The following is a 23390-nucleotide window of genomic DNA, read 5'->3' as shown; positions in this document are numbered from 1 at the left end:
TATGATAGAATTATTTAACCCTATTGTGGTTTTATTAGTGCTGGCCGGCCTTTACATGGCCTGGAACATAGGTGCCAATGACCTTGCTAATGCCATGGGAACGTCTGTTGGAAGTGGAGCGCTCTCGATCAAACAGGTCATCATCGTAGCAGCTGTCTTTGAGTTTGTCGGAGCGGTTTTCTTTGGAAAGAAGGTCACATCCACCATTGCAAAAGGAATTGTGCCTATTGATGCCATAAAGGCAATCGACCCGAACCTTGTGGCGATAGGGATGCTTGCAGCAATTCTAGCCGCGGGATTCTGGATCACATTTGCTACATTTTATAACCTACCAGTATCGACAACACATTCGATCGTAGGGGCAGTCCTTGGTTTTGGAATTGTTGCCGTATACCAGGACATTATTTTACTCTCAGACATCAACTGGGCCGTGCTTACAAAGATCGTAGGCAGCTGGCTGGTCTCCCCTATACTGGGAGCCGTACTCGCATATCTGATATTTTCTGTTATCCGGGTAACGCTATTGCAAAAAGCGGAGAACCCATATCACATCGAGAAGAAGTTCGTGTACCTGCAGATCGGAACTGCCTGTTTCATTGCGTTCGCACATGGTTCTAACGATGTCGCAAACGCCGTGGGACCGCTTTACGCAGGCCTTAATGCACTTAACCTTGCAGAAGCAACGGTACCGATATGGGTGCTTATTGTTGGTGGTATCGGAATGGTGATCGGACTTGCAACATGGGGATACCGTGTGATCGAGACCATTGGTACAAAGATAACCGAACTTACCCCTACAAGGGGATTCTCTGCAGAATTTGCAACTGCATCCGTTGTCGTTCTTCACAGCTATAGTTCCCTGCCCATCTCCACCACCCATACCCTTGTGGGTTCAGTAATTGGTGTTGGACTTGCAGGAGGTCTTGCTGCTGTTGATCTTAGTGTTATAGGAAAGATAGTGATGTCATGGATCATCACAGTGCCTATTGCAGCATTTACATCGGCACTTGTCTTCGTGGCATTATTGGGGGTTGGATTATGAAGAAAATGGAATACATACGTTCTGTACTTGACGTATTTGCAAGATCGCCTTTCAAACCACTGTACCTGCATGCATCCAAGGGAGTGGAGACCGTAAAGATACTGGACCAGGCAGTCAATGCATACTGCACTAACCAGCCACTTGTGGAAGAGCTAAGCCATCAGATAGACGGTATCGAACATGAGGCAGATATCATTAAGCAGACCATCCGGGCACAGCTGTCATCCTCGATCATGCTGCCTGTAAAAGCAGAGGACCTGCTCAATTTCCTTAAACCACAGGATTCCATTGCAAATGTGGCACAGGAAGCTGCTTATATGTTAACATTGAGACCCTGCGATATGCCGGATCCAATAAAGACAAACCTCTGTGAGCTATCAGCACTTACACTTGAGACAGTGGAGACATACGAGAAGCTGGTGGATTCATTAAGCGAGATCCTTGAGACGTCCTTCAGTAAACGTGAGGTCGACGAGTCTCTGGTACTGGTACCTACTATTGAAGAAATGGAGCACAGGGTAGACCTCATAGAGAAGGACCTGCTCAAAGAGATATATTCACATGAAGAAGAGCTGGGTGCTGTGGGAGTATTCCACCTTGTAGAACTTGTACGTACCATTGCGGATATCGCAGACAAGGCGGAGCATGCAGCCGACAGGATAAGGACAATGATCCTCAGACGGTGATCAGTGAAGATTACCGTCCTCGTTCAATACTTTTAACAATTCAATGACAGAATAAGCAGCCCGGGTCACACCCATGCTGCGCCTGTCAGTATCGGTCCCTGCAATGTACAGGTTCTTGACAGGGGAACGGATGTCAGCAAACTGACCATCGATGGTCACTGCTGCCTTTTCGGGTACAAGTAACTGGTCGTGGTTCATTTCCACGCGATCCTGTATAGAAGGAATGGCACTGTAGATGGTCTCATAAGCATTCTTTATTCCTTTTTTTACATCCTCATTCTCATCAAGGAAGAAAGCAAATCCAACAAGTTGTTTGTCCTTGGGAGCAAGAGACGCATCATAATTGCTGATGGGCATGGCCCAGTATGGTGTGTCCTTGAACCAGATCTCAGAGCCCATGTAATTGAACTCGTCCATGACCCTGTCAAGGCCCAGCCAGACAGTAAGGCTTTTGCTATGCACGACCCCATCCAGAAGTTCCAGATATGATGACGGCAGGTCATCCATAAGGGATGGCAAAGATGATGCAAAGCCGGTGTATACCACAAGGTCACTTTCATATATCGTGTCTGCTTCGACACCATATGCTTTCCCGTCCTTTGTAAGTATGCGTTCTACCTTGCACCCGGTCCTGATCTCCACAGATGAAGGCAGCGAATAAAGGATGGCATTCAGCAGTGATTTTAAACCCTTACGAGGATAGCCCTGGGAGAGATGAACCTTGTTCTTGGCAAGTCTTCCGAGACTGGAAACGTTGTTGATCCTTGAATAAAGGGATGTGTGCACGTTCGAAGACAGCACTGACTGGAGGATCGACTCCGGGCGTGGCACCTTCTCTTCTTTTATAAATTCCTCGAACTGCTCCTGTGTTACACTGTCCCTGACAAAACTGCTACCTGCAAGCACCCTCTGGGCAGAGGTCTCATGCATGGAGCGACCTGAAAGGAAATAGGAGATCGCATCTACAAATTCATAGGTCTCCTTTGAGAGGTTCGCCGGCAGGGATTCATAAACAGACTGTTTTGAGAGGTCGAACCCGAACGAGGAAAGAGTCAGGGCCTTTGTGATGGACTGGGTGATAGCAAGGCGATCAAGCCTGGGGAACACATCAAAGGTCACGAAGTCACGGATGGTGGATGGGACCTTAAGGAAACGGTCCTCGGTCCTCACATAATAGTGACCATAGTTCTCGAAGACCGGCTGGTAATCAAAATAATTATCCATCAGACGCCTGAGCGGTCCTTCTGCAAGATGGGTGATAGCATGGGGACCGGTGTCCACCTGATAGCCATCTACCGTATAGCTGTTGCAGTTTCCCCCCACATCATGCATCTTTTCAAGCACGAGCACTTTCTTGCCATGCTTGGATAATGTAAGTGCGGTCAGCAGCCCGCTTGCACCGGCTCCGACCACGATGACATCATATTTTTCCATTTACCCCTCAGAAGATCTCAGGGACAAGACGGCGTGCAACCTCTTCATATGCTTTTGAGAGGTCACCCTTATCGAACCTGAATATATCCTTATCCATGGACTTTCCGGTCTCGACATCCCAGAACCTGCAGGTATCACATGAGATCTCATCTGCAAGTACGATCTCACCGTCCACTCTTCCGAACTCCAGCTTGAAGTCAGGAAGCAGGAAACCTTTGCTTTCGAAGTAGCTCTTGAGGATCTCATTGATCTTAAAGGCCATACTGCGTATGTAATCGATCTCTTCGCGAGTTGCAATACCCATTGCGACTGCAATGTCGTCGTTGATCATCGGATCAGCGTACTCATCGCTCTTGTAATCGAACACCAGTACCGGCTCCTTGAAAACAGTACCCTCTTCTATTGGATACTTGCGTGTGATGGAACCTGCTGCGATGTTCCTTGGGATCACTTCTATGAGAACGATCTCCACTTTCTTAACGAGCATCTCTGTGTCGGATACCATGCCAAGATAATGTGTCTTGATGCCTTCTTCCTCAAGCATCTCGAAGATCTTCTTTGAGATCTGGGCGTTGTAATAACCTTTCTTTGCGGCCTCACTCTTCTTCTTACCGTCAAAAGCGGTGAGACTGTCCCTGAACTCTGAAATAAGCTCAGAGGGGTTGTCGGTCTTGTAAATGGTCTTAGCCTTGCCTGAGTAAAGTTCTTCCGTTTTCATGAAATTCATCTCCAGATCTTAGCTACTATATAGGAATGCTGAATATAAATACATGTGCTATGTGTACTTTTTAGGACAGGAACGCAACAAAAATAAGAAAAATGATACATAATCTTATTACCTTTTATGTCAATTACACGCTTAGGTGAAAAAAATGGAACAGGAACTTATGAGAATAGGAGTGTCCCTTCCGGACAACCTTCTGACCAAATTTGACTCGATCATCGAACGCAGAGGGTATTCATCCCGCTCCGAGGGAATCAGGGATGCCATTCGTAATTACATAAACCAGCATGAATGGATGAGTGACATAAAAGGACGCCGTGTTGGTACCATCACTCTGATCTATGACCACACAAAAAGAGGCCTTTCCAACACTATCGCAGACACCCAGCATGATTATTCAGACCTCATTAAATCCTCCGTACATATCCACCTTGACCATGACAACTGCCTTGAAGTGATAATATTCGACGGAGAAGGGGAGGAGATCAAAGAGATGGATGAGAGGCTCATGGCATTGAAAGGTGTCAAATACGTCAAACTCAATACAGCACCTCCGGCAGAAAAGATCTGAAGGTCTCTTCACTTTTTTACTCTTTTTTAATGAAGCAATAACCTGAGAGCAAAGTTCTCAAAAACAGAGGGGATGAGAGGGGGACTGGATATATCCCCCCCGATTCGGTCATAGAAATGACGAAATGAAAGAACGTTTTTCTCGTACGACAATACCACCAATAAAGTAGCATTGGTCGTACGCTAGCCTCACTACCTGACGATAATATATTAACTTAACGAATGGTTTTAGACAGTTATTAGCATTATCATTTCGACATATAACCATTCAGAATAATAAAGAAAGAAATAACAAAATCAGAAAACAGATATGGATCAGGCGGGCCACCCATTGGCCCACCGATCGGACATACCCTATGCCGCCCATACCACCAAGGTCGCACCACCACGACCTTTTGTTTTTCAGAACGTACTAATATAATCATGAAATTGTAGCATGTTTCCTAATATATAATAATCGAATGATAGCATATTAACTTTATGAATGAATTTGTAATGTGAGTATACTCATCATTATTATTCAAAGTGACCCACATCTCCCAAATAATTATAAACAAAGCACCCGTTGTAGATGTTATGCAAAGGATCCTCATAACAGGAGGCCTGGGACAGGTCGGAAGCTATCTTGTTGATCGATTCCATGAAGACAATGAAGTTGTTGTAGTGGACAATCATTCATCCACCACACGGGAAGATGTGCCTGAAAATGTGGAAGTGGTAAAGATCGACATCCAGGATGATGTTTCAGATCTCGTGAAGAATTCCGATATACTGATACACACTGCTGCCCAGATCAGCGTTGCAAGGTCCATGCAGGAACCTTTTTTCGATGCACAGAACAATGTCATGGGCACACTTAACCTGCTCGAGGCAGCAAGGGAAGCAGATCTTGAGAGGTTCGTTTATTTCAGTTCAGCTGCAGTATACGGAGACCCCATAGAAGTGCCGATCCGCGAGGAACACCCGCAGGACCCCCACTCCCCATATGGTGCCAGCAAGCTGGCAGGTGAGAAATACTGCCTCATGTACAACAGGGCATACGGGTTACCCACTGTATGCATACGACCATTCAATATATACAGTCCCAGACAGGACCCTTCCAATCCTTACTCCGGTGTGATCTCAAAGTTCATGGAGAGAGTGCGAAACAGCCAGAACCCGATCGCTTTCGGTGACGGGGAGCAGACAAGGGACTTTATCTCAGTGCATGATATTGTTGACATGGTGGAACTTGTCATTGACAAAGAAGAGGCTGTTGGAGAAGTGTTCAATGCAGCAACCGGCAAGAGCACCACGATCAATGAACTTGCGAGCATCGTAATCGAACTCTTTGGAAAGGATGTTGAGATCGAGCACAAAGAACCACTGGCAGGAGACATCCGACACAGTGTTGCGGACATTTCAAAGGCAGAGGAACTTGGTTTTGTACCAAAGGTGGGACTTAAGCAGGGGCTTGAAGAGTTCCTTAAGATATGATCAGAGACTGACCACGGGCATATGTATCAAAGGTCTTTTTATTTCCATGTTGCTGGCATACCAACACCTATGCCCGGATGTTCCGGAATGCAAAAACAGGGCATGGAACCATATATTATTTATGCATTGGACAGGATAAAATAGTAAAACAATTAAGGATGAGACCAATGGAAGAACTACAGATCAAAGTAGAAAAAGCACATCCGATAGATTTCGGGCGTGGAATCATAAGGCTTGATCCGAGCACTTTACTCAGCTTGCAGCTTTCACCAGGGGATATCGTAGAGATAGAAGGCAAGAAATCAACGGCTGCAAAGGTCTGGCGTGCAGACAGACAGGACTGGGGACAGGGAATTGGTCGCATCGACGGGTTCACCCGGCAGAATGCCGGAGTGGGCATAGGGGAAAGGGCCGTTATCAAAAGGGCAGAGGTCACCCCTGCGGAGAAGGTCGTGCTTGCACCTCCCGAAGGAATTAGCATGGAATTCGGGACCAACATCCAGGCCATTATCAAACATAATATCCTGAAACATCCCTTTGTTGCCGGAGATGTCATCCCTATCACAAGTTCGATGACACAGCCAACCCCGGGCAACCAGGCAATACCTCTTGTTGCTATCGAAGCAACGCCGGAAGAGGGAATACTGATCATTACTGAAAATACGGAGGTCGAACTGCGCCAGAAACCTGCAAAGGGTTATGAGGACGCTGCCCGCGGGATCGCCTATGAGGATATTGGCGGACTTGGTGATGAGATCCAGAGAGTACGCGAGATGATCGAGCTGCCTCTGAAGCACCATGAGATCTTCCAGCGTCTTAATGTCGAACCTCCAAAGGGAGTCATACTGTACGGCCCGCCGGGTACAGGAAAGACGCTTATTGCAAAGGCTGTTGCCGGTGAGTCAAGGGCGAACTTCCTCTACATTGCAGGACCGGAGATCATGGGAAGGTTCTACGGGGAAAGCGAGGAACGCCTGAGAAAGATATTCGAGGAAGCTGCAGAGAATGCACCTTCTATTATATTCATAGATGAGATCGACTCCATCGCACCAAAGCGTGAGAACGTGACAGGAGAAGTGGAGCGCAGGGTCGTCGCCCAGCTGCTGACACTTATGGACGGTATGGAAGAGAGGGGACAGATCGTAGTTATCGGTGCCACCAACCGTGTGGATTCCATTGACCCTGCACTGCGCAGGCCAGGAAGGTTCGACAGGGAGATCGAGATCGGCGTGCCGGACAGCGATGACCGTCTGGAGATCTTGCAGATCCATACCCGGGGAATGCCCCTTTCAGAGGATGTTGACCTTGAGTACCTGGCAGATCACACCCAGGGATTCGTTGGTGCAGACCTTCTTTCACTGGTACAGGAGGCATCCATGCGATCCTTAAGGAGGATCATCCCGGAGATCAACCTTGACGAGGACGAGATACCCGAGGAGGTGCTGGAGAAGCTCATAGTCCGGACAGATGACTTCGAGGCTGCACTGACAGAGGTCGAACCATCTGCAATGAGAGAGGTGCTGGTCGAGGTGCCTTCTGTTAAATGGGACGATGTCGGAGGTCTTGATGAGGCAAAGCAGGAGATCGTGGAGGCTGTGGAGTGGCCTATCAAACGTCCTGACAGGATAATGGAGATGGGTATCAAGGCACCAAAGGGAATTCTCCTGTATGGCCCGCCGGGAACCGGAAAGACACTGCTCGCACAGGCTGTGGCGAACGAGTCCAATGCGAACTTCATCAGTATCAAGGGACCACAGATGATCTCCAAGTTCGTGGGAGAGTCCGAGAAGGCCATCCGGGAAACTTTCAAGAAGGCAAGGCAGGTCTCACCATGTATCATTTTCTTCGATGAGATAGACTCCATTGCATCTACCCGTATGGCTGACAGCGAGACAGGAAGAGCTTCCCAGCAGGTGGTCAACCAGCTGCTGACCGAACTGGACGGACTGGAAGCCCTGAAGGAGGTAGTGGTCATTGCTGCCACCAACAGACCGGACATGCTCGATCCTGCACTGATGCGTTCAGGAAGGTTCGACAGGCTGGTGCTTGTGGGCAATTCCACCATGGAGGGAAGGGAGAGCATATTCAGGATACACGCACGCGACATCCCGCTGGACGGCGAGGTCAGCATTTCGGAGCTTGCAGCTATGACAGAGGGATATGTGGGTGCGGATATCGAGTCCGTGTGCAGGGAAGCCGTGATGCTTGCACTGCGTGAGGACTTCGAAGCAGAGCTTGTGAAGAACCGCCATTTCCTTGCAGCCATGGAAAAGGTCAAGCCTACTATTACCGAGGACATGACCACGTTCTACAACAAGATCCAGGAAAAGCTCAAGGGTGGTACACACCAGCAAGAAACAAGTTCTTATATGGGATATATGTAAATAATCTGTTAATTACTGAGGGAGACGAAAGATGGCAAAAGTGTTTGCAAAGAACCTGTCCAACAAACAGGTAATGGCTACTGACGGAACCGAGCTTGGCATATTGAACAACATCGTAATGGATGGAAAGACCGGAGAACTGGAAGACCTTATCATAAAGCCTGATATCGGTCTTGACACTTCCAAGTACCAGAAGGACGGTCAGTATCTCATTGTGCCTTTTGAAGCGGTAAGCGCGATCAAGGACTATATCGTGGTGGACAAGGTCCTGGCAAAGGGACTGCCATACGATCGTCAGTAAGGTCCTTTTTTTCTTTTATTCCAGAAGGTCATTGGAGAGAGCATATTCGATGGCCTCCAGCGCACCCTCGCCAAATGAGGCTTCCGTTATCATGGATGCCGCCTGCCTGGCCTCATCATCAGCATTGCCAACAGCTATGCCAAGGCCTGCCTCACGCATCATTTGGGCATCGTTGCAGGAATCCCCGATCGCCAGGAAATCAGAGGCCTGAATGCCCATCAGCCCGGCCACGGTGTGAAGCCCTGTGCCCTTGTTAATTTTCCCGTCCTTGATATGAACGGCATAGCCCGTGTCGATTACCTCCACATCCATACCGTTGTCCTCAACGATCCTGCGAAGCTGTGTAACATCCATGCCCCTGCGCAGTACGACCTCGGTCTTGCGGTATGCCGCATCGAGCTTTTCAAGATCAAAATACCGGGATAGCAGTTCATACGCCTCTTCACATTCTTCCATGCCATCGGCTATGATGGAAGGACTGTCAAAACCGGTGGAGACGACCCCACCGTTCTCTGCGATCACCATTCCGCTGATGCCGATGAGCCTGGCTACAGCATGGACGTAACAGAGAGGATTACCTGTGGACAGGATAACCGGAACCCTGAGCTCACGGAATTTCTTCGCGACCCGAAGATCCAGGGTCCTGTCGTGATTGGTTATAGTTCCGTCAATATCAACTACAAGGGCTTTGAAGACCATGCATTCAGATATGACGGAAGGTATCTTAAAGGTTGTCTCATGCGTCACTAAGTCCGTCCGTGGTGATGGACATGATAGCCTCGCCGTCCGGAAGGTTGGGTGAGTCTATCAGTTTGACGATCCTCTTGTCGCCCTTGGACTTCCTGATGTACAGCCTGAAGGTGGCCGTGTGACCAAGGATGTGACCGCCGATCGGCTTGGTAGGATCCCCGAAGAATGCATCCGGCTTGGACATGACCTGGTTGGTAACGACCACGCAGGAGTTGAAAAGATCACCAAAGCGCTGGATGTCGTGAAGATGCTTGTTAAGCTTCTGCTGCCTGTCGGCAAGCGTACCCCTGCCGATATACTCTGCCCTGAAGTGGGCTGTGAGGGAATCCACGATCAACAGACGGACAGGCATGTCGGAATCCTTAAGCTCGTTGGCAAGCTCGGAAGCTGAGTCCACAAGAAGTATCTGGTGATTGGAATTGTAAGCACGTGCCACATGGATGTTCTTGAGGAACTCCTCAGGATCATACTCCACGCCATGTTTCTCGGAAAGCCCCTTGACCATCTGTGTGATCCTCTCGGGCCTGAAGGTGTTCTCGGTATCGATGATAACAACCGATCCACCCAATCCACCCTGCTCCGGAGGCAGCTGCACGTTCACAGCCAGCTGATGGGCGACCTGTGTCTTACCACAGCCGAACTCGCCGTACATCTCTGTGATGGACTGGCTCTCAATGCCACCGCCCATCATCTCGTTGAACTCCTCACACCCGGTGGAGAGCTTGCCCACAAGTTTCCTGCGCTCAAGCACAAGGTCCCCGGTCTCGAACCCCCCGATATCCGCAGCCTGCCTGGCCGCATTGATGATCTTAGCCGCAGTTGACTCTCCTATCTCCGCACTGTTGGCAAGTTCTGCAGGGGATGCCACAGCGATGGCCTCGACCGTATTAAAACCGGCGTCCTTAAGTTTCTGCGCCGTAGCCGGCCCCACATGATCAAGATCTTCCAATAAAACTTCACTCATTTTGATAGCTCCTTATGGTGCACAGTTTTTCTCGTAGCGTGCACATTCGTTCTTCTTTATCTCCGCGGAGTATTTAAGCATGAGCTAAGCGGTGTGAAAGTATTTTATCTCTAAAAAGATCGAGTGCTTGAACCAAATAATTAATGTTATCAAAAATTCATTCAAATAAAATGTTTAATTTTATTTTTTTTACAATTTTATATGCACATATACAAGAAGCAATTGCCAAAGTTGTTACAAAATAAGGCATGATAAAATAATTGATGGAAAGTACATCTGTAATTAATCTGCTTAATATTGGTAATATTAGTGGCCAATGAAATAAATAAATTTGAAATGAATATTTTCCACAGATCAGTAATAATTGATTAATATAGTTAAAATTCAATAAATAGGATGATACGAATAGCATCGTCAGTGGGAAAGTAGATCCGTATATCAAAATATCATACTTTAATATTGTATTGTTTGGATATGCAACAGACAATAAAAAGATCACAATAAAAAACATTGAAAGTCCATGGAAGATATTTTTATTCATATGATCTATGAGATAACGACCACAAAAAATTCCAAAAATATAGATCGGCATATATGCCACAATCTTAAACAAGATCATGGAATGGAGCATTAAATAGTCCCAATAAATGATATCAAATATCATTAATGGGAATATGAATAAAAATAAAGTTTTGATATTAAAATAATAAATGATTGAAAAGCAAACAGATGTAATTGCAAGTAGAGCAACTAAATACCACAAATGAGCTGAAACAAAATTAGTTCCGATCAGAGTATTAAACAGGTCATTTACATTTAAGCTATTCCACCACTCATTGAAGTCTACAAAATTCAATTTCAGATAATATGTCGAGATATAAAGAACAGAAAAATAGGAAATAAATGCTAATAGAGTATATCCAATATAAGCTTTATACAGACGGATAAATCTTTTAATAAAATAATTGCTTAAAAAGGTTTTATCATTTATTTCATCAAAATGATTAAGACCCATTTTTAATCCAGAAGAAAAAGTAAATAAGACTAAGCCAAAGACTGCAAGATATTTGGTCAAAAACAAAGCGTCAGGTGTGTTTGTACCTTCTAATTCGTGGGCGAGTACAATGAAAAAAATAGCACACCCATCCATTAATGTAATTCTATTAACGATATTGTTTTTGAAATATGGCTCAGACCCCATTAAAAAAACATTGACTGGAAATTATAAAGTCATTGTGGAAACACTCCACACATCTTAGAGTATCAACAATCACCCAACACAAAGACTTATGTTACACAAACCCCATTTCAGAGAACAATGGGAAGAACAGCGGTAGGAGGAACTTTCGAATACCTCCACGACGGACACAAGCAACTGATAAGAAAAGCCTTCGAGACAGCCGGAGACGACATGTTGGACATCGGCCTCACATCCGACGACATGGCCGGAGAAAAGGACCGCGACATCCCTGACTACCCCACCCGCAAGAAGAACCTCACCGATTTTATCAAAGAGCTCGGCATCCCTGAAGAACGCTACCAGATCCAGATGCTCACCGACCCCTACGGAACCACCCTGGAAGACGACTACGATGCAATCGTGGTATCCCCCGAAACCTACCCCGTAGCCCTGAAGATCAACGAACTGAGAAAGGCCTCCGGCAAGCCGGAGATAAAGATCATCAGGATAGAATACGTCATGGCCGATGATGACATCCCCATCTCTTCCACAAGGATCGTACACGGGGAGATCGATGTACACGGGCATCTGAAGGGGTCACCGGACCAGCAGCCCGAATAATTTCAGAAACTTGCCCTTTTACCACACCGGTCAAAGACATAAGATCTACCAGGGTGTGATCGGATCATGCAGTGAGAGGAAGCTGTTGCAGATATACAAATGACCTGCATACATCTTATTAAGACACGTTTCTTTTTATAAGCACATGCTAACTTTTTCTAAGAATAAAAAAAGGTCAATCCAGATCATTAAGGATCAAGCTGATGGATGAGCCCAGAGATGGAAGATCCTGTTGTATCGTGTCCCATACAATTCGCGTATCGACACCAAAATAAGCATGAATGAGCCTGTCACGCATTGAGGCCATCTCCCTCCATGGAACAGAAGGGTACTGTGACCTTACATCGGAAGATACGTTCTTGGAAGCTTCACCAATCACTTCCAGAGCCCTTATGACAGCATACTGGGTCTTTTTGTCATCCTCAAAACGTTCATAGGTATATCCTTCCACAAATGTCAGAATATCATCTATGGAACTCCGGATATCCTCAAGGTGATCAACACTACTGCGGATCATGCTTCTACCACCTCTGCAAGGATATGCCGGCCAATGCGTGGTTTTAAGGCATTTTTGGATACGAGGTCCACACGCACGCCAAAAGCCTGTGAGAGCTCTTCTTCCAGACGTGCATAGCCAAGCAATGTTATGGTCCCATTGAACTCTACAAGAATATCAAGATCACTTGAAGAGGTCTGCTCCCCCCGTACAACAGATCCAAAGATCCCCATATAACTGACCGGATACCTTTTCTTCAGATCCGGGAGCATCTCATGTAATTTGTGCAGATATGTTCCAATTTCCTCATTCTTTTTCGGATCAACCATATTAATCAAATCTATGCTGATGCTGATATATAAAGAAAGCCTTCGAGACAGCCGGAGACGACATACTGGACATCGGCATCACATCCGACGACATGGCCGGAGAAAAGAACCGCGACATCCCCGACTACCCCACCCGCAAGAAGAACCTCACCGATTTTATCAAAGAGCTCGGCATCCCGAAAGAACGCTACCAGATCCAGATGCTCACCGACCCCTACGGAACCACCCTGGAAGACGACTACGATGCAATCGTGGTCTCCCCCGAAACCTACCCCGTAGCCCTGAAGATCAACGAACTGAGAAAGGAATCCGGCAAGCCGGAGATCAAGATCATCAGGATAGAATACGTCATGGCCGATGATGACATACCCATCTCTTCCACAAGGATCGTACGCGGGGAGATCGATGTACACGGCCATTTGAAGCTAAATTGAGATGTCGTTCTGGTGTGAAATATTACCCACACCTACAAAAATACTAATTTACACCAATATTTATGTTTCTATTTTAATATATAAAAGAGAATAGAACCATTTTGCTTAAATATTTTTAGAGCATTCTATATATCGAGTGTTAAGGTAGTAAGTATGACTAGTGTAGAGAATACTTGCTCTATATGTGGCAGTAATTTCATTGTGGATAAGAGCGTAGCCAAAAGTGATCTGTGTTGCACGCCAGGGGCTTGTTTGAAGAGCACGAGCAAGCAGTTTGCAGTGGAATTTAGTGCAGATCTGAGAAGATCAGCCCCTCGTTGTAGATTGCAGGAACGTGATCTAGCCTATAGATTAATTGATGTTTGGTTCATTTATCGAGAGATTATAAGAGGGGATGTTAGCTAAACATCTGAGGATATCATATGATACCAAATCACAAATTGGTCGAGAAATTGAAAGGACAAACGGAACTATGGGACCTTTTCACGAAAAAGGAGGAATACAACCCTTTATTTCTGGACGAGTATGAGCGGTTTCCACATTATTTGAGCAATAACCGGGATGTCTTTGAACCAAAGGTTTCCAGATATTTGGTAGATAATGGCTTCAAACCGGAATATCCGGATGGAAAGAAATTTGCAGTCTGCCTTACTCATGATATAGATGAAACCCATCAGGACCCCCTCGTTTGTGCATCTATTTCCATGAGATCTGCCATCAAAGGCAATATTAGAGATGCGGTTGATTACCTTACCTATACAGTTGACAAACGGAAGCATCCATTCCGGAACTTCCGTGAGATAATGGAACTGGAAGAAAAGTACGATGCCAAATCAAGTTTCTATTTTCTTGCACTTGAACCTGGAGAACAGGACTATAACTATGAGCTGCAGACAATCAGGGATGACATAAGATACATCGATTCCAGGGGATGGGAAGTAGGCCTTCATGGAGGCCATGCCTCGTATAACAATTACGAAGACATCCTCAAAAGGAAAGAGAAACTCGAAACCATCCTTGGAAAGAGCATAATAGGATATCGAAACCATTTCTTAAGGTTCAAGGTTCCTGAGACCTGGGATATGTTAAGTAAAGCCGGTTTTAAATACGATACAACATTCGGATATAACGATTGTGCAGGCTTCAGGAATGGAATGTGCCATCCATTCAGACCGATCGACCTGAAAACAGGAAAAGAGAGTGAGATCATAGAAATTCCCCTAACGATCATGGACTGTTGCCTTTCCAATAATTATATGAGATTAGATTTCAATGCCTCATGGAACCTCGCAAAGCAACTGATCGATACTGTCGAAAAGTACAATGGTGTTATCACAATACTCTGGCATAACATATACATGCAGGATGAGAATCTGGAATTATATAAGAAGATCTTAAAGTATTGTTATGAGAAAGATGCCTGGATGACAAGTGGGAAAGAGATGTATGAATGGTGGAGTAAGTTATGATCACACAATATCAATTTACCAGTGTTCATTAAATTTTGGGGAGAGACTTTGAAGATCGATAACTGCGCTCTGGTTTTGGGTGGATATGTCAACGGATATTCAATAATCCAGGAATTGCACGAAAAGGGTGTAAATGACATAATCCTTTTTGATGAGAGAAAAAGAGTTGGAGCACATAGTAATAAAATTAAAAATTTCATATTGATCGATAAAACGCCTGAGAGTTTATCCCAGGAAATAAAAAAATTACATGATATATATGAAAAAATTATTGTGTTTCCTACAAATGATCTGGAATTGGAGTATTTGCACGCGATATACCATGAGATCAGATCATTCTGTTTTTTACCTTTCAATTATGAAAATATCTTAGAATCTTCTGATAAATATGTTCAATACTCATACTGTGAAAAACTTGGAGTCCCATATCCAAAAACATTGAACATAGAAACTATTGACGATATAGAGAAAATATCATCAATACAATATCCAGTAATAATAAAGCCTCATAAAAGAGAAGATCTAAAAGTTCAGGTTTTCAGGAATTTACAATTAAATGATAAAAATGATCTTGAAGATAATAGAGAAAAATTACAGAATTATTTAAAGATGGGAATTTCATTTTTGGCATCTGAAGTAATACCCGGGAATGGATCAAATATCTATACTTATGTAGGATATCGAAGTCAAAGTGGAAAAATATCAAATGAATGGACCGGCAAAAAGTTATCCCAGTATCCAGATGATTTTGGGGTCTTTTCAAGTGCTTCCAATGAGGCTCCGGAAGAGGTATTGAATTTAGGAAGAACGTTGCTGGATGGAATGGACATAAAAGGAATAGCACAACCTGAGTTCAAGTATGATCACAGGGATAACAAATACAAGTTAATGGAAATAAATCTTCGCTCAATGATGTGGCACAGAGTTGGGAACCTCTCAGGAATAAATATACAATATACCCAATACTTAGACGCAATTGGAAAAGAAGTGCCAGAACAAATTCAAATAAAAGATAAAGATATTCATTTTGTTTATTTGAAGCATGAAGTAATAAATACACTTACAAGAAGAGGGTACTACCGTATATTTTTAAACAACGTATTCAAATCCGACAAAACTTATTTTGCACTATATGATATAAGAGACATCAAACCATTTCTAGTTGATTGTAAAGATATAATTTTAAATCTTGGGGCCATATGCTTAAAAGCATTAAAAATCATATGATCTTGATGCCGAAACCTACCCCGTAGCCCTGAAGATCAACGAACTAAGGAAAGGCCTCCGGCAAGCCCGAGATAAAGATCATCAGAATAGAACACGTCATGGCCGACGATGACATCCCTATTTCTTCCACAAAGATCGTACACGGGGAGATCGATGTACACGGGCATTTGAAGGGATCGAAGGAAAAACGTGAATGATGCTTCATTGATATGAGCTTAAAAGATGGCTTTGATAAAGGAAAACAACATTTACTACGAAGTTAACACTGAAAACCGACACAGCATACTGTATATACACACTCAAAAACCAAACCAATTAGCTTAAATATTTTTACTCCCATTGGATACCTCGGTACAAAACAAGTTAACTTTACATATCATTTATTCGGTGGGCAAAAATATCAAAGGGTGTAAAAATTGAGGTATGTTGAAAAAAGCTGCCCCGTATGCGGGAATAAGTTCATAGTAGATAAGATTGTGGCAGACAGGGAGTTGTACTGCACACTTGGATGTTGTTCCAAGGCTATGGGTGATGAGCCGGAAAGTGTAGTACTGGAAGTCTGACCTACTAAAGGTTTATCGTTACTAAAAAACGTCTTAGTATTATTTTTAACTCTGTTTTTTGGCTAGTAGAGACTATTTTTGTTGAAATTATTAATTTGATCAAAAAGCGAGATATTTACAATGATCCCCATAGCAAAACCCGACATTGGTAATGAAGAAAAAGATGCACAAAAGATATTAGTCACAGGTGGAGCGGGTTTCATTGGCAGCCATATCGTAGACCGATTGATAAAAGATGGAAACTCTGTTACTGTGTTTGACAACCTTAGCTCAGGGAAAATGGAGTTTTTGGAACAACATATAGATAATCCGAATTTTACATTTATCAAAGGTGACCTGCTAAACACAGATGAAATACAGAACGCCTGCAAAGAAAAAGACCTTGTTTTCCACGTGGCCGCTAATCCTGATGTCAGACTGGGTGCTTCAGATACAAAGGTACACTTTGACCAGAATATCACCGCAACCTACAATGTACTGGAAGCTATGCGCATCAATGAAGTTAAAAGGATCGCATTTACATCCACATCAACAGTCTATGGAGAAGCAACGATCATCCCAACACCTGAAAACTATGGTCCGCTTGCCCCAATATCTCTCTATGGTGCATCCAAACTGGCCTGTGAAGCTCTGATCACATCTTACTCACATACTTTTAGCATGCAATCATGGCTATTCCGTTTTGCCAATATAATTGGCAATAGAGGCACTCATGGCATAATTGTAGATTTTATTGAAAAACTCAAAAATGACCCAAACCATCTTGAGATACTTGGAGATGGAAAACAATCCAAATCATACCTATCAGTAAAAGAATGTGTGGATGCGATCACTTTTGCTATCGAAAAAAGTAACGATGAAGTGAACATCTTCAACATTGGATCAGAGGACACTACAAATCCAACGAGGATAGGAGAAATCATCGTTGAAGAAATGGGACTTAAAGATGTGAAATTCAGTTATACTGGCGGTAGTAGGGGATGGAAAGGAGATGTCCCAAAAATGATGCTTTCGATCGATAAGCTGAATGATCTCGGATGGGACCTCAACACAGGATCAGAAGATTTTGTGAAGGATACTGTGAACTCATTACTGAACTGTTCATAAAACTACTATTATAGCAGAAGCGAGGAATAAAATTGAAAGTTGCTATTGTCCTGGGTACAAGACCTGAGATCATCAAAATGAGCCCCATAATAAGGGAATGTGAAAAACAGGGACTTGACTATTACATACTACATACCGGCCAGCACTACAGCCATGAAATGGACAGGGTATTTTTCGAAGATCTTGAACTCCCACAACCAACCTACAATCTTGATGTCGGCTCCGGAATGCATGGCGAACAAACAGGAAAAATGCTTGCAGGTATTGAGCAGATCCTCCTGAAAGACACACCGGATGTCGTACTGGTTCAGGGAGATACCAACACCGTACTGGCAGGAGCACTGGCAGCATCAAAACTCCACATAAAAGTAGGACATGTGGAAGCAGGACTACGCAGTTTTAACAGAGATATGCCGGAAGAGATCAACCGGATCATGGCAGACCACATCTCAGACTATCTTTTTGCACCCACAGAGAACTCGAGACAATACCTGCTGAACGAAGGCATTCCTGACGAGAAGATACACATCACAGGCAACACCGTTGTAGATGCCGTTTTCCAGAACCTTGAGATAGCTAAACGAAAAACGAACGTGCTTGAGAAGTTCGGAGTGGAACAAAAAGGATACTTCCTGACAACTATCCACCGTGCAGAGAACGTGGACAACAAGGAACGCCTGCAAAGCATACTCAACGCATTCGAACAGATCCACTCAAAATATGAATTACCAATGATCTTCCCTGCACACCCCAGAACTGTCAAGATGATGGAAAACTTCGATCTGACAGCGCCAGAAGGCACACAGATCGTAGAACCCGTAGGATATCTGGATTTCCTTCAACTTGAGAACGGTGCAAAGCTCATAATCACCGACAGCGGAGGATTGCAGGAGGAAGCCTGCATCCACGGAGTGCCATGTGTGACACTCAGGGACAATACCGAGAGACCTGAAACCGTGGAAGTGGGATCAAATGTGGTCGCAGGTATCGGAGCAAACATCATGGATGCCGTAGAGACCATGATAAAGAAGAACAGCGACTGGACAAACCCATACGGAAATGGAACTGCCGGCGAACTTACCATTAAAAAATTACTATAACAAAATTATCAGAAGGGATTCAATGTCAAAGATCTGCGTACTTGGAATGGGATATATTGGACTGCCAACCGCCCTTTTGTTTGCCAACAACGGCCATGAAGTGGTCGGTGTTGATGTCAATCCAAAAGTTGTAGAGAGCCTCAAAAATGGAAAAATGCCCTTCGAAGAAGAAGGATTCCAGGAACTTCTGGACAATTCCATTGCAAATAATACATTCAGAGCTACAACCGAGGTCGAAGAAGCAAACACATTCCTTGTAGCAGTACCCACTCCATTCGATGCAGACCTGAAAATGGCCGATCTGAAATATGTGATCTCGGCCTGCGATATGATCCATCCTCACCTCAACAAAGGAAATCTGGTTATCATAGAATCCACGATCCCACCAAAGACCTGTGAGAACCGTGTCAGACAGACACTTCAAAGATCCGGCCTGAAAGCACCAGAAGATTTTCACATCAGCCACTGCCCCGAGAGAGCAATACCCGGAAATACACTCTACGAAATGGTACACAACGACCGGGTGATCGGTGGCATCGATAAACCATCAACAGAGATCACAAAAGAACTCTACTTATCTTTCGTAAAAGGAAATCTCTACCTCACCAACAACAACACCGCTGAAATGATCAAGCTTATGGAGAACACCTATCGTGATGTGAACATCGCCCTCGCCAATGAGCTTGCCAAGATCTCAGAGGACTGCGGCATAAACGTCTGGGAGGCGATTGATATTGCGAACAAGCATCCCAGGGTGAACATCCACAAACCAGGGCCCGGTGTTGGAGGACACTGCATTGCCATAGACCCCTGGTTCCTGACAGAAGATGCAAAGAGCAGCGGGCTCATCATGCTCTCTCGTCAGATCAATGACTCCATGCCAGTCCATGTACTGGGAATGGTCAAAGAGATGATCAATGGTATTGACAATCCTACAATAACCGTTTTCGGGGTGGCCTATAAAGGAGACATCGGAGATACCCGAGCAACCCCTGCAAGGAAGTTCATCAAGCTTGCAGAGAAGGAAGGGTATAATGTCAAAATCTATGACCCTTATGTGAAGGATTTTGATTATCCGATTTTGGGACTTAACGAGGCTGTGGAAGGAAGTGATTGTATTGTTATATTGACAGATCACAGTGTATTTAGAGAAATGGAACCGAAGAACTTCTATGAAAGTATGTCAAACCTAAATGTCTTGGATACACGGAATGTTATCAATACTTCATACTGGAGCCATTTTGATTTTAATATAAATCTCATTGGCAAAATTAATCAAAGGTAAATATTTACCTAGGCTATGCTGATCAAATCTGAAAAGCATATTGTTTCCACTTAATCTAAAACAAAAATAAACTTGCTTAGAATGGTTGTGGTGAGTTGTCCATTAGAACATTTATTTCAAACATGACTAAGAATTCATTTTCCGTTCTTTATGAAAGAATATATCATGAAAAAATGAGTAATGAAGTCATTCATTTCTTAGAAAATATGCTTTATGTTGCTACGGGGACAATTCTTGCCACAGGATTTTCATTTATATTTAATGTATTAGCAGGAAGAATTTTGGGACCCACTGAATATGGAAAATATGTCCTTGTTAACTCGGTTGCAATGTTGCTATATATCCCAATGCTTTTTGGGATTAGTACTGCGATGGTGAAATATAATTCAGAAAAAGGTGACTTTTTTAGACAGAAAAGCATCATATCAACGTCATACATTTTAGTATTGATCTTTACGATTGCTTCTACACTTATATATCTAGAATTTTCATCGGAATTGTCCCAGATTTTTTCAATTAGTGTTGATTTCTTATATTTGTCTATTGTTTTTGCATTTGTGTTTGTATTCCATACACTAACAATTAATACCCTACGCAGTTTGCATAAAATGAAGATTTTTTCTTTATTGAGATTTGCATATGGATTTCTTTTATTAGGTGTATTTATGCTTCTTATTTTTGGTAATTATTTTTCATTTAAATCGATGCTAATTTCTACATATCTTTCTTATGTTGTTACAAGTCTGCTCATATTAGTTCTAATTTATAAGTACGTTAGATTAAATTTTAATAAATTCTGGGCTAAAAAAATAATTAAGTACAGTGCTTTTGATATTTTTAGTTGTGTTTCATTTGTGCTATATACAAACATTGATAAAATATTAATAAATAGATATATGCTAGTAGAAGATATTGGCCTATATAATGCTTACATCTTTTCATCGATAAATGTCCTAGGTTTATTTTCTGGAATTCTAATTACAGTTTTATTTCCAACTATATCCAAATATAATGATAAAAGATCAATATTGAAAAAGATTAAAAAGATAATACCATTTATTATTCTTTTTGGTTTACCATTCTCAGCAATTGCACAATACATTATACTAAATTTGTACGGAGACAATTATCCAATCAATTTATCCTTGGTTTTGATTTTTGCAATTACATCAGTATTATTTGTAGTGTACGATATATACATATGGACATTTAATTCTATAGGTATTGAGGGCGTTAAATTAACGATGAGTGGAAGTGTCACAATAGCTATTGCTAATATATTTCTCAATTTGTATTTGATACCTAATTTTGGACTTCATGGAGCAATAGGGGCAACTGCATTATCATATTGCATTGGTATGTGCGTAATGTTCACTAACTGGAATTACAAACAGTATAAAGTAATAAATGAGGAGTGAGTGTATATACCCTTTGATGTTTAATCAAAATTCGTCCCACATATACTTAAAAAGAATAAATATTAACAAGCCAATTTTCATGCTCACCATTTGAATATATTACGCTTACAGATTTATCCATTTCGATATAACTTTTGTTGTACTTGCTAGCAATGTCCCAAACTTCTGTAGGCAATACTTTATAATTAATTTCCATATATGTATCATAAGTTGTATAAAAGGATTCATTGAGCTCTAATTCATTTATAACCGCATCATTAAATGATTCGTACTTTTCATAACCATAATTTGTAGGTAATTTGTTTCGATTCTTATTTATCGGATCTTTTAAACTTTCTCCATAACCTAAAATATAGAATCCATTTTTCCAAATGTTCGTGTTACTTACAAATTGCAAATCATTATTTCGATTCACTATTATCCATTCTAACCCTGAATATTCCATTTCAGTCATATGATAATTCGGAGATGATTGATGTGGTGATGAATATACATTGAAAACAAAAAAAGAACTTAAAAGAATTAGTATTATAAATGGAAAAATTATATATTTTTTATTAATTTTTATAAACTCTATTGAAAATAGTCCACAAGTAATTACGGATAATATAACTGCAAGTCTCGATACCCTTATAACTTCGAATTCTATAAAATAGCCAACCATAAAGCTAATTGAAATCAAAAATCCAATAAATTGGAAATATGAATATGAAATATTAACTAAAGGTAAATCTACTTTTTTGTGATGCTTGTACAGATTTGAAACGATGAATAATGTTGCAATCCCAAATAGTATTACTAAATATCCATAATTCCAAAATAAATATTTAATGGTATTGTATGCAGATAGTTGAGATGTTGAATATATATCCATATAGTAATTACTTATTGAAGTATCAGATTCGGATAACAATGAAGTATAGATTATTTTGAAATAGCGTAATATAGAGGAATAAGATAGGTACCAAGCAAAAAATGCTATTGAAATTAATAGAGCAAGATTTAATTCTTTTGCATCAGAGAAAGCAGATTTTTTATGAATTTTATTTATGAAGAAATACCCTACGATCAATATTAGTAAAAGAATTGTTGTAATTGGATGCATGAATGTTATTAAAAATGCTAGTATTAGGATTATTATTGAAAATTCTACAGGTTTTTTATTCGCCCACGATTTATATTGATAAGAGCCTAATATCAAAGGCAACATGATGGCTGACAAAACAGAAGGATGCACCCTTAAATTGAATACTGAAAAAATCAATAAAGTTGAATATCCTACAATTATAATCTTTTTCCAAACTTTCTCAGTTATTGATGATGCTAAAAAGTAAACATATAATGAAAAGCACAAAGTAAACATTATGCTGATTAGAGTTGTTATATTTTCAAAAGAAATGTTTGTGACATAAAATATTGTAGTCCCTAGTAAATGTAATATTGGGTAAAAAACCTCATTATGTACGTGTCCAGTTTGAACTATGTCCTTCATAACTCCGATATGAAACAAAACATCTCCTTCACCTCTTCCATAAAGCCAGTATCCATGTAAATTGCTTAATGATAAAAGAATAGTATTTGCCATTAAGATAAGGAGAAAAGCAAAAACAAAGTACATAATTGTTTCATTTTTTCCCTTTAATGATCCAAATATAACTGAATATCCAAAAAAATATGCAACTATAAATAAAAAGAAAAAATATCCAGGAAAAGCATCATAAATAGTTAGTTCATATCCTGCAGCATTCGGTGTGCTATAGATCACATATAATATGCCACACAACGTAAGGAATCCAAGACTCAAAAAAATGCTGGATAAACGATTCATAT

The 23390-nt window shown here is 42.2% G+C and carries 22 protein-coding genes and 1 pseudogene; 15 read left to right on the top strand and 8 right to left on the bottom strand.

Features of this window, described 5'->3' with window-relative positions:
- The first annotated feature begins 1 nt into the window (after position 1).
- Positions 2-1042, top strand: coding sequence for an inorganic phosphate transporter (locus BMX02_RS04280; protein WP_091689466.1), 1041 nt, complete (start codon positions 2-4; stop codon positions 1040-1042).
- On the top strand, positions 1039-1728 hold the full coding sequence (locus BMX02_RS04275) for a TIGR00153 family protein (protein ID WP_091689465.1): 690 nt from the start codon (positions 1039-1041) through the stop codon (positions 1726-1728). Before BMX02_RS04280 ends, BMX02_RS04275 begins: the two co-directional genes overlap by 4 nt.
- Here BMX02_RS04275 and BMX02_RS04270 read toward each other — a convergent pair whose 3' ends face one another.
- The gene (locus tag BMX02_RS04270) at positions 1729-3162 is read right to left on the bottom strand and encodes a phytoene desaturase family protein (RefSeq protein ID WP_091689464.1); all 1434 of its coding nucleotides are present in this window, start codon (positions 3160-3162) and stop codon (positions 1729-1731) included.
- A 7-nt stretch (positions 3163-3169) separates the two neighbouring features.
- A complete protein-coding gene (gene purC, locus BMX02_RS04265) occupies positions 3170-3880 on the bottom strand; it encodes a phosphoribosylaminoimidazolesuccinocarboxamide synthase (RefSeq protein WP_091689463.1) in 711 nt (236 codons plus the stop codon).
- Positions 3881-4034: 154 nt separating this feature from the next.
- Here purC and nikR point away from each other — a divergent pair, with 154 nt between their 5' ends.
- From nikR to BMX02_RS04245, 4 genes are all read left to right on the top strand, one after another.
- Entirely contained in the window at positions 4035-4457 is a 423-nt protein-coding gene (nikR, locus tag BMX02_RS04260) for a nickel-responsive transcriptional regulator NikR (protein WP_091689462.1), read from the top strand.
- 575 nt (positions 4458-5032) lie between these two features.
- The gene (locus tag BMX02_RS04255) at positions 5033-5932 is read left to right on the top strand and encodes a GDP-mannose 4,6-dehydratase (RefSeq protein ID WP_091689461.1); all 900 of its coding nucleotides are present in this window, start codon (positions 5033-5035) and stop codon (positions 5930-5932) included.
- Positions 5933-6099: 167 nt separating this feature from the next.
- Positions 6100-8316, top strand: coding sequence for a CDC48 family AAA ATPase (locus BMX02_RS04250; protein WP_091689460.1), 2217 nt, complete (start codon positions 6100-6102; stop codon positions 8314-8316).
- Positions 8317-8347: 31 nt separating this feature from the next.
- Entirely contained in the window at positions 8348-8617 is a 270-nt protein-coding gene (locus tag BMX02_RS04245; protein WP_091689459.1) for a PRC-barrel domain-containing protein, read from the top strand.
- Positions 8618-8632: 15 nt separating this feature from the next.
- Here BMX02_RS04245 and BMX02_RS04240 read toward each other — a convergent pair whose 3' ends face one another.
- The 3 genes from BMX02_RS04240 to BMX02_RS04230 all read right to left on the bottom strand — a co-directional run bounded on the left by BMX02_RS04240 (position 8633) and on the right by BMX02_RS04230 (position 11532).
- Entirely contained in the window at positions 8633-9316 is a 684-nt protein-coding gene (locus BMX02_RS04240; RefSeq protein WP_091689458.1) for a phosphoglycolate phosphatase, read from the bottom strand.
- A gap of 37 nt (positions 9317-9353) precedes the next feature.
- A complete protein-coding gene (gene radA / locus BMX02_RS04235; protein WP_091689457.1) occupies positions 9354-10331 on the bottom strand; it encodes a DNA repair and recombination protein RadA in 978 nt (325 codons plus the stop codon).
- A gap of 157 nt (positions 10332-10488) precedes the next feature.
- Entirely contained in the window at positions 10489-11532 is a 1044-nt protein-coding gene (locus tag BMX02_RS04230) for an acyltransferase family protein (protein WP_091689456.1), read from the bottom strand.
- 117 nt (positions 11533-11649) lie between these two features.
- Here BMX02_RS04230 and BMX02_RS04225 point away from each other — a divergent pair, with 117 nt between their 5' ends.
- Positions 11650-12132, top strand: coding sequence for a phosphopantetheine adenylyltransferase (locus BMX02_RS04225; RefSeq protein ID WP_091689455.1), 483 nt, complete (start codon positions 11650-11652; stop codon positions 12130-12132).
- 175 nt (positions 12133-12307) lie between these two features.
- Here BMX02_RS04225 and BMX02_RS04220 read toward each other — a convergent pair whose 3' ends face one another.
- Together BMX02_RS04220 and BMX02_RS04215 are read right to left on the bottom strand one after the other, a co-directional pair.
- Entirely contained in the window at positions 12308-12649 is a 342-nt protein-coding gene (locus BMX02_RS04220; protein ID WP_091689453.1) for a HepT-like ribonuclease domain-containing protein, read from the bottom strand.
- Positions 12646-12957 carry a nucleotidyltransferase family protein gene (locus tag BMX02_RS04215; protein ID WP_091689451.1) on the bottom strand — a complete coding sequence of 104 codons (312 nt, stop codon included), beginning with the start codon at positions 12955-12957 and terminating at the stop codon, positions 12646-12648. Before BMX02_RS04215 ends, BMX02_RS04220 begins: the two co-directional genes overlap by 4 nt.
- A 29-nt stretch (positions 12958-12986) precedes the next feature.
- Between BMX02_RS04215 and BMX02_RS04210 the strand changes: the two genes are divergently transcribed.
- From BMX02_RS04210 to BMX02_RS04180, 8 genes and pseudogenes are all read left to right on the top strand, one after another.
- Positions 12987-13391, top strand: coding sequence for a phosphopantetheine adenylyltransferase (locus tag BMX02_RS04210; protein ID WP_091689449.1), 405 nt, complete (start codon positions 12987-12989; stop codon positions 13389-13391).
- Between the two features lie 422 nt (positions 13392-13813).
- Complete coding sequence (locus tag BMX02_RS04205) at positions 13814-14860, top strand: polysaccharide deacetylase family protein (protein ID WP_244624818.1); 1047 nt, start codon at positions 13814-13816, stop codon at positions 14858-14860.
- Positions 14861-14908: 48 nt separating this feature from the next.
- Entirely contained in the window at positions 14909-16087 is a 1179-nt protein-coding gene (locus tag BMX02_RS04200) for a carboxylate--amine ligase (RefSeq protein WP_135643927.1), read from the top strand.
- A 10-nt stretch (positions 16088-16097) separates the two neighbouring features.
- Positions 16098-16284 (top strand): annotated as a pseudogene (locus BMX02_RS12110) (hypothetical protein); the annotation flags it as partial.
- Positions 16285-16770: 486 nt separating this feature from the next.
- Complete coding sequence (locus tag BMX02_RS04195; protein WP_091689445.1) at positions 16771-17757, top strand: NAD-dependent epimerase/dehydratase family protein; 987 nt, start codon at positions 16771-16773, stop codon at positions 17755-17757.
- A gap of 32 nt (positions 17758-17789) precedes the next feature.
- Positions 17790-18857: a non-hydrolyzing UDP-N-acetylglucosamine 2-epimerase gene (wecB, locus tag BMX02_RS04190; RefSeq protein WP_091689444.1), complete on the top strand. Its 1068-nt coding sequence runs from the start codon at positions 17790-17792 to the stop codon at positions 18855-18857.
- A gap of 22 nt (positions 18858-18879) precedes the next feature.
- On the top strand, positions 18880-20142 hold the full coding sequence (locus BMX02_RS04185; RefSeq protein ID WP_091689442.1) for a nucleotide sugar dehydrogenase: 1263 nt from the start codon (positions 18880-18882) through the stop codon (positions 20140-20142).
- A 95-nt stretch (positions 20143-20237) separates the two neighbouring features.
- Positions 20238-21560 (top strand): oligosaccharide flippase family protein, encoded by a 1323-nt coding sequence (locus BMX02_RS04180; protein WP_135643922.1) that lies wholly within the window; start codon positions 20238-20240, stop codon positions 21558-21560.
- Positions 21561-21606: 46 nt separating this feature from the next.
- Here the strand turns inward: BMX02_RS04180 and BMX02_RS04175 are convergent, their stop codons facing one another.
- On the bottom strand, positions 21607-23364 hold the full coding sequence (locus tag BMX02_RS04175; protein WP_143052420.1) for a hypothetical protein: 1758 nt from the start codon (positions 23362-23364) through the stop codon (positions 21607-21609).
- Positions 23365-23390: the final 26 nt, after the last annotated feature.

Origin of the sequence: Methanococcoides vulcani (genome assembly GCF_900111645.1) — an archaeon.
Taxonomy (GTDB): domain Archaea; phylum Halobacteriota; class Methanosarcinia; order Methanosarcinales; family Methanosarcinaceae; genus Methanococcoides; species Methanococcoides vulcani.
The sequence above is the reverse complement of the archived record's forward strand: the minus strand, read 5'-3'. Positions and strand labels throughout refer to the sequence as shown.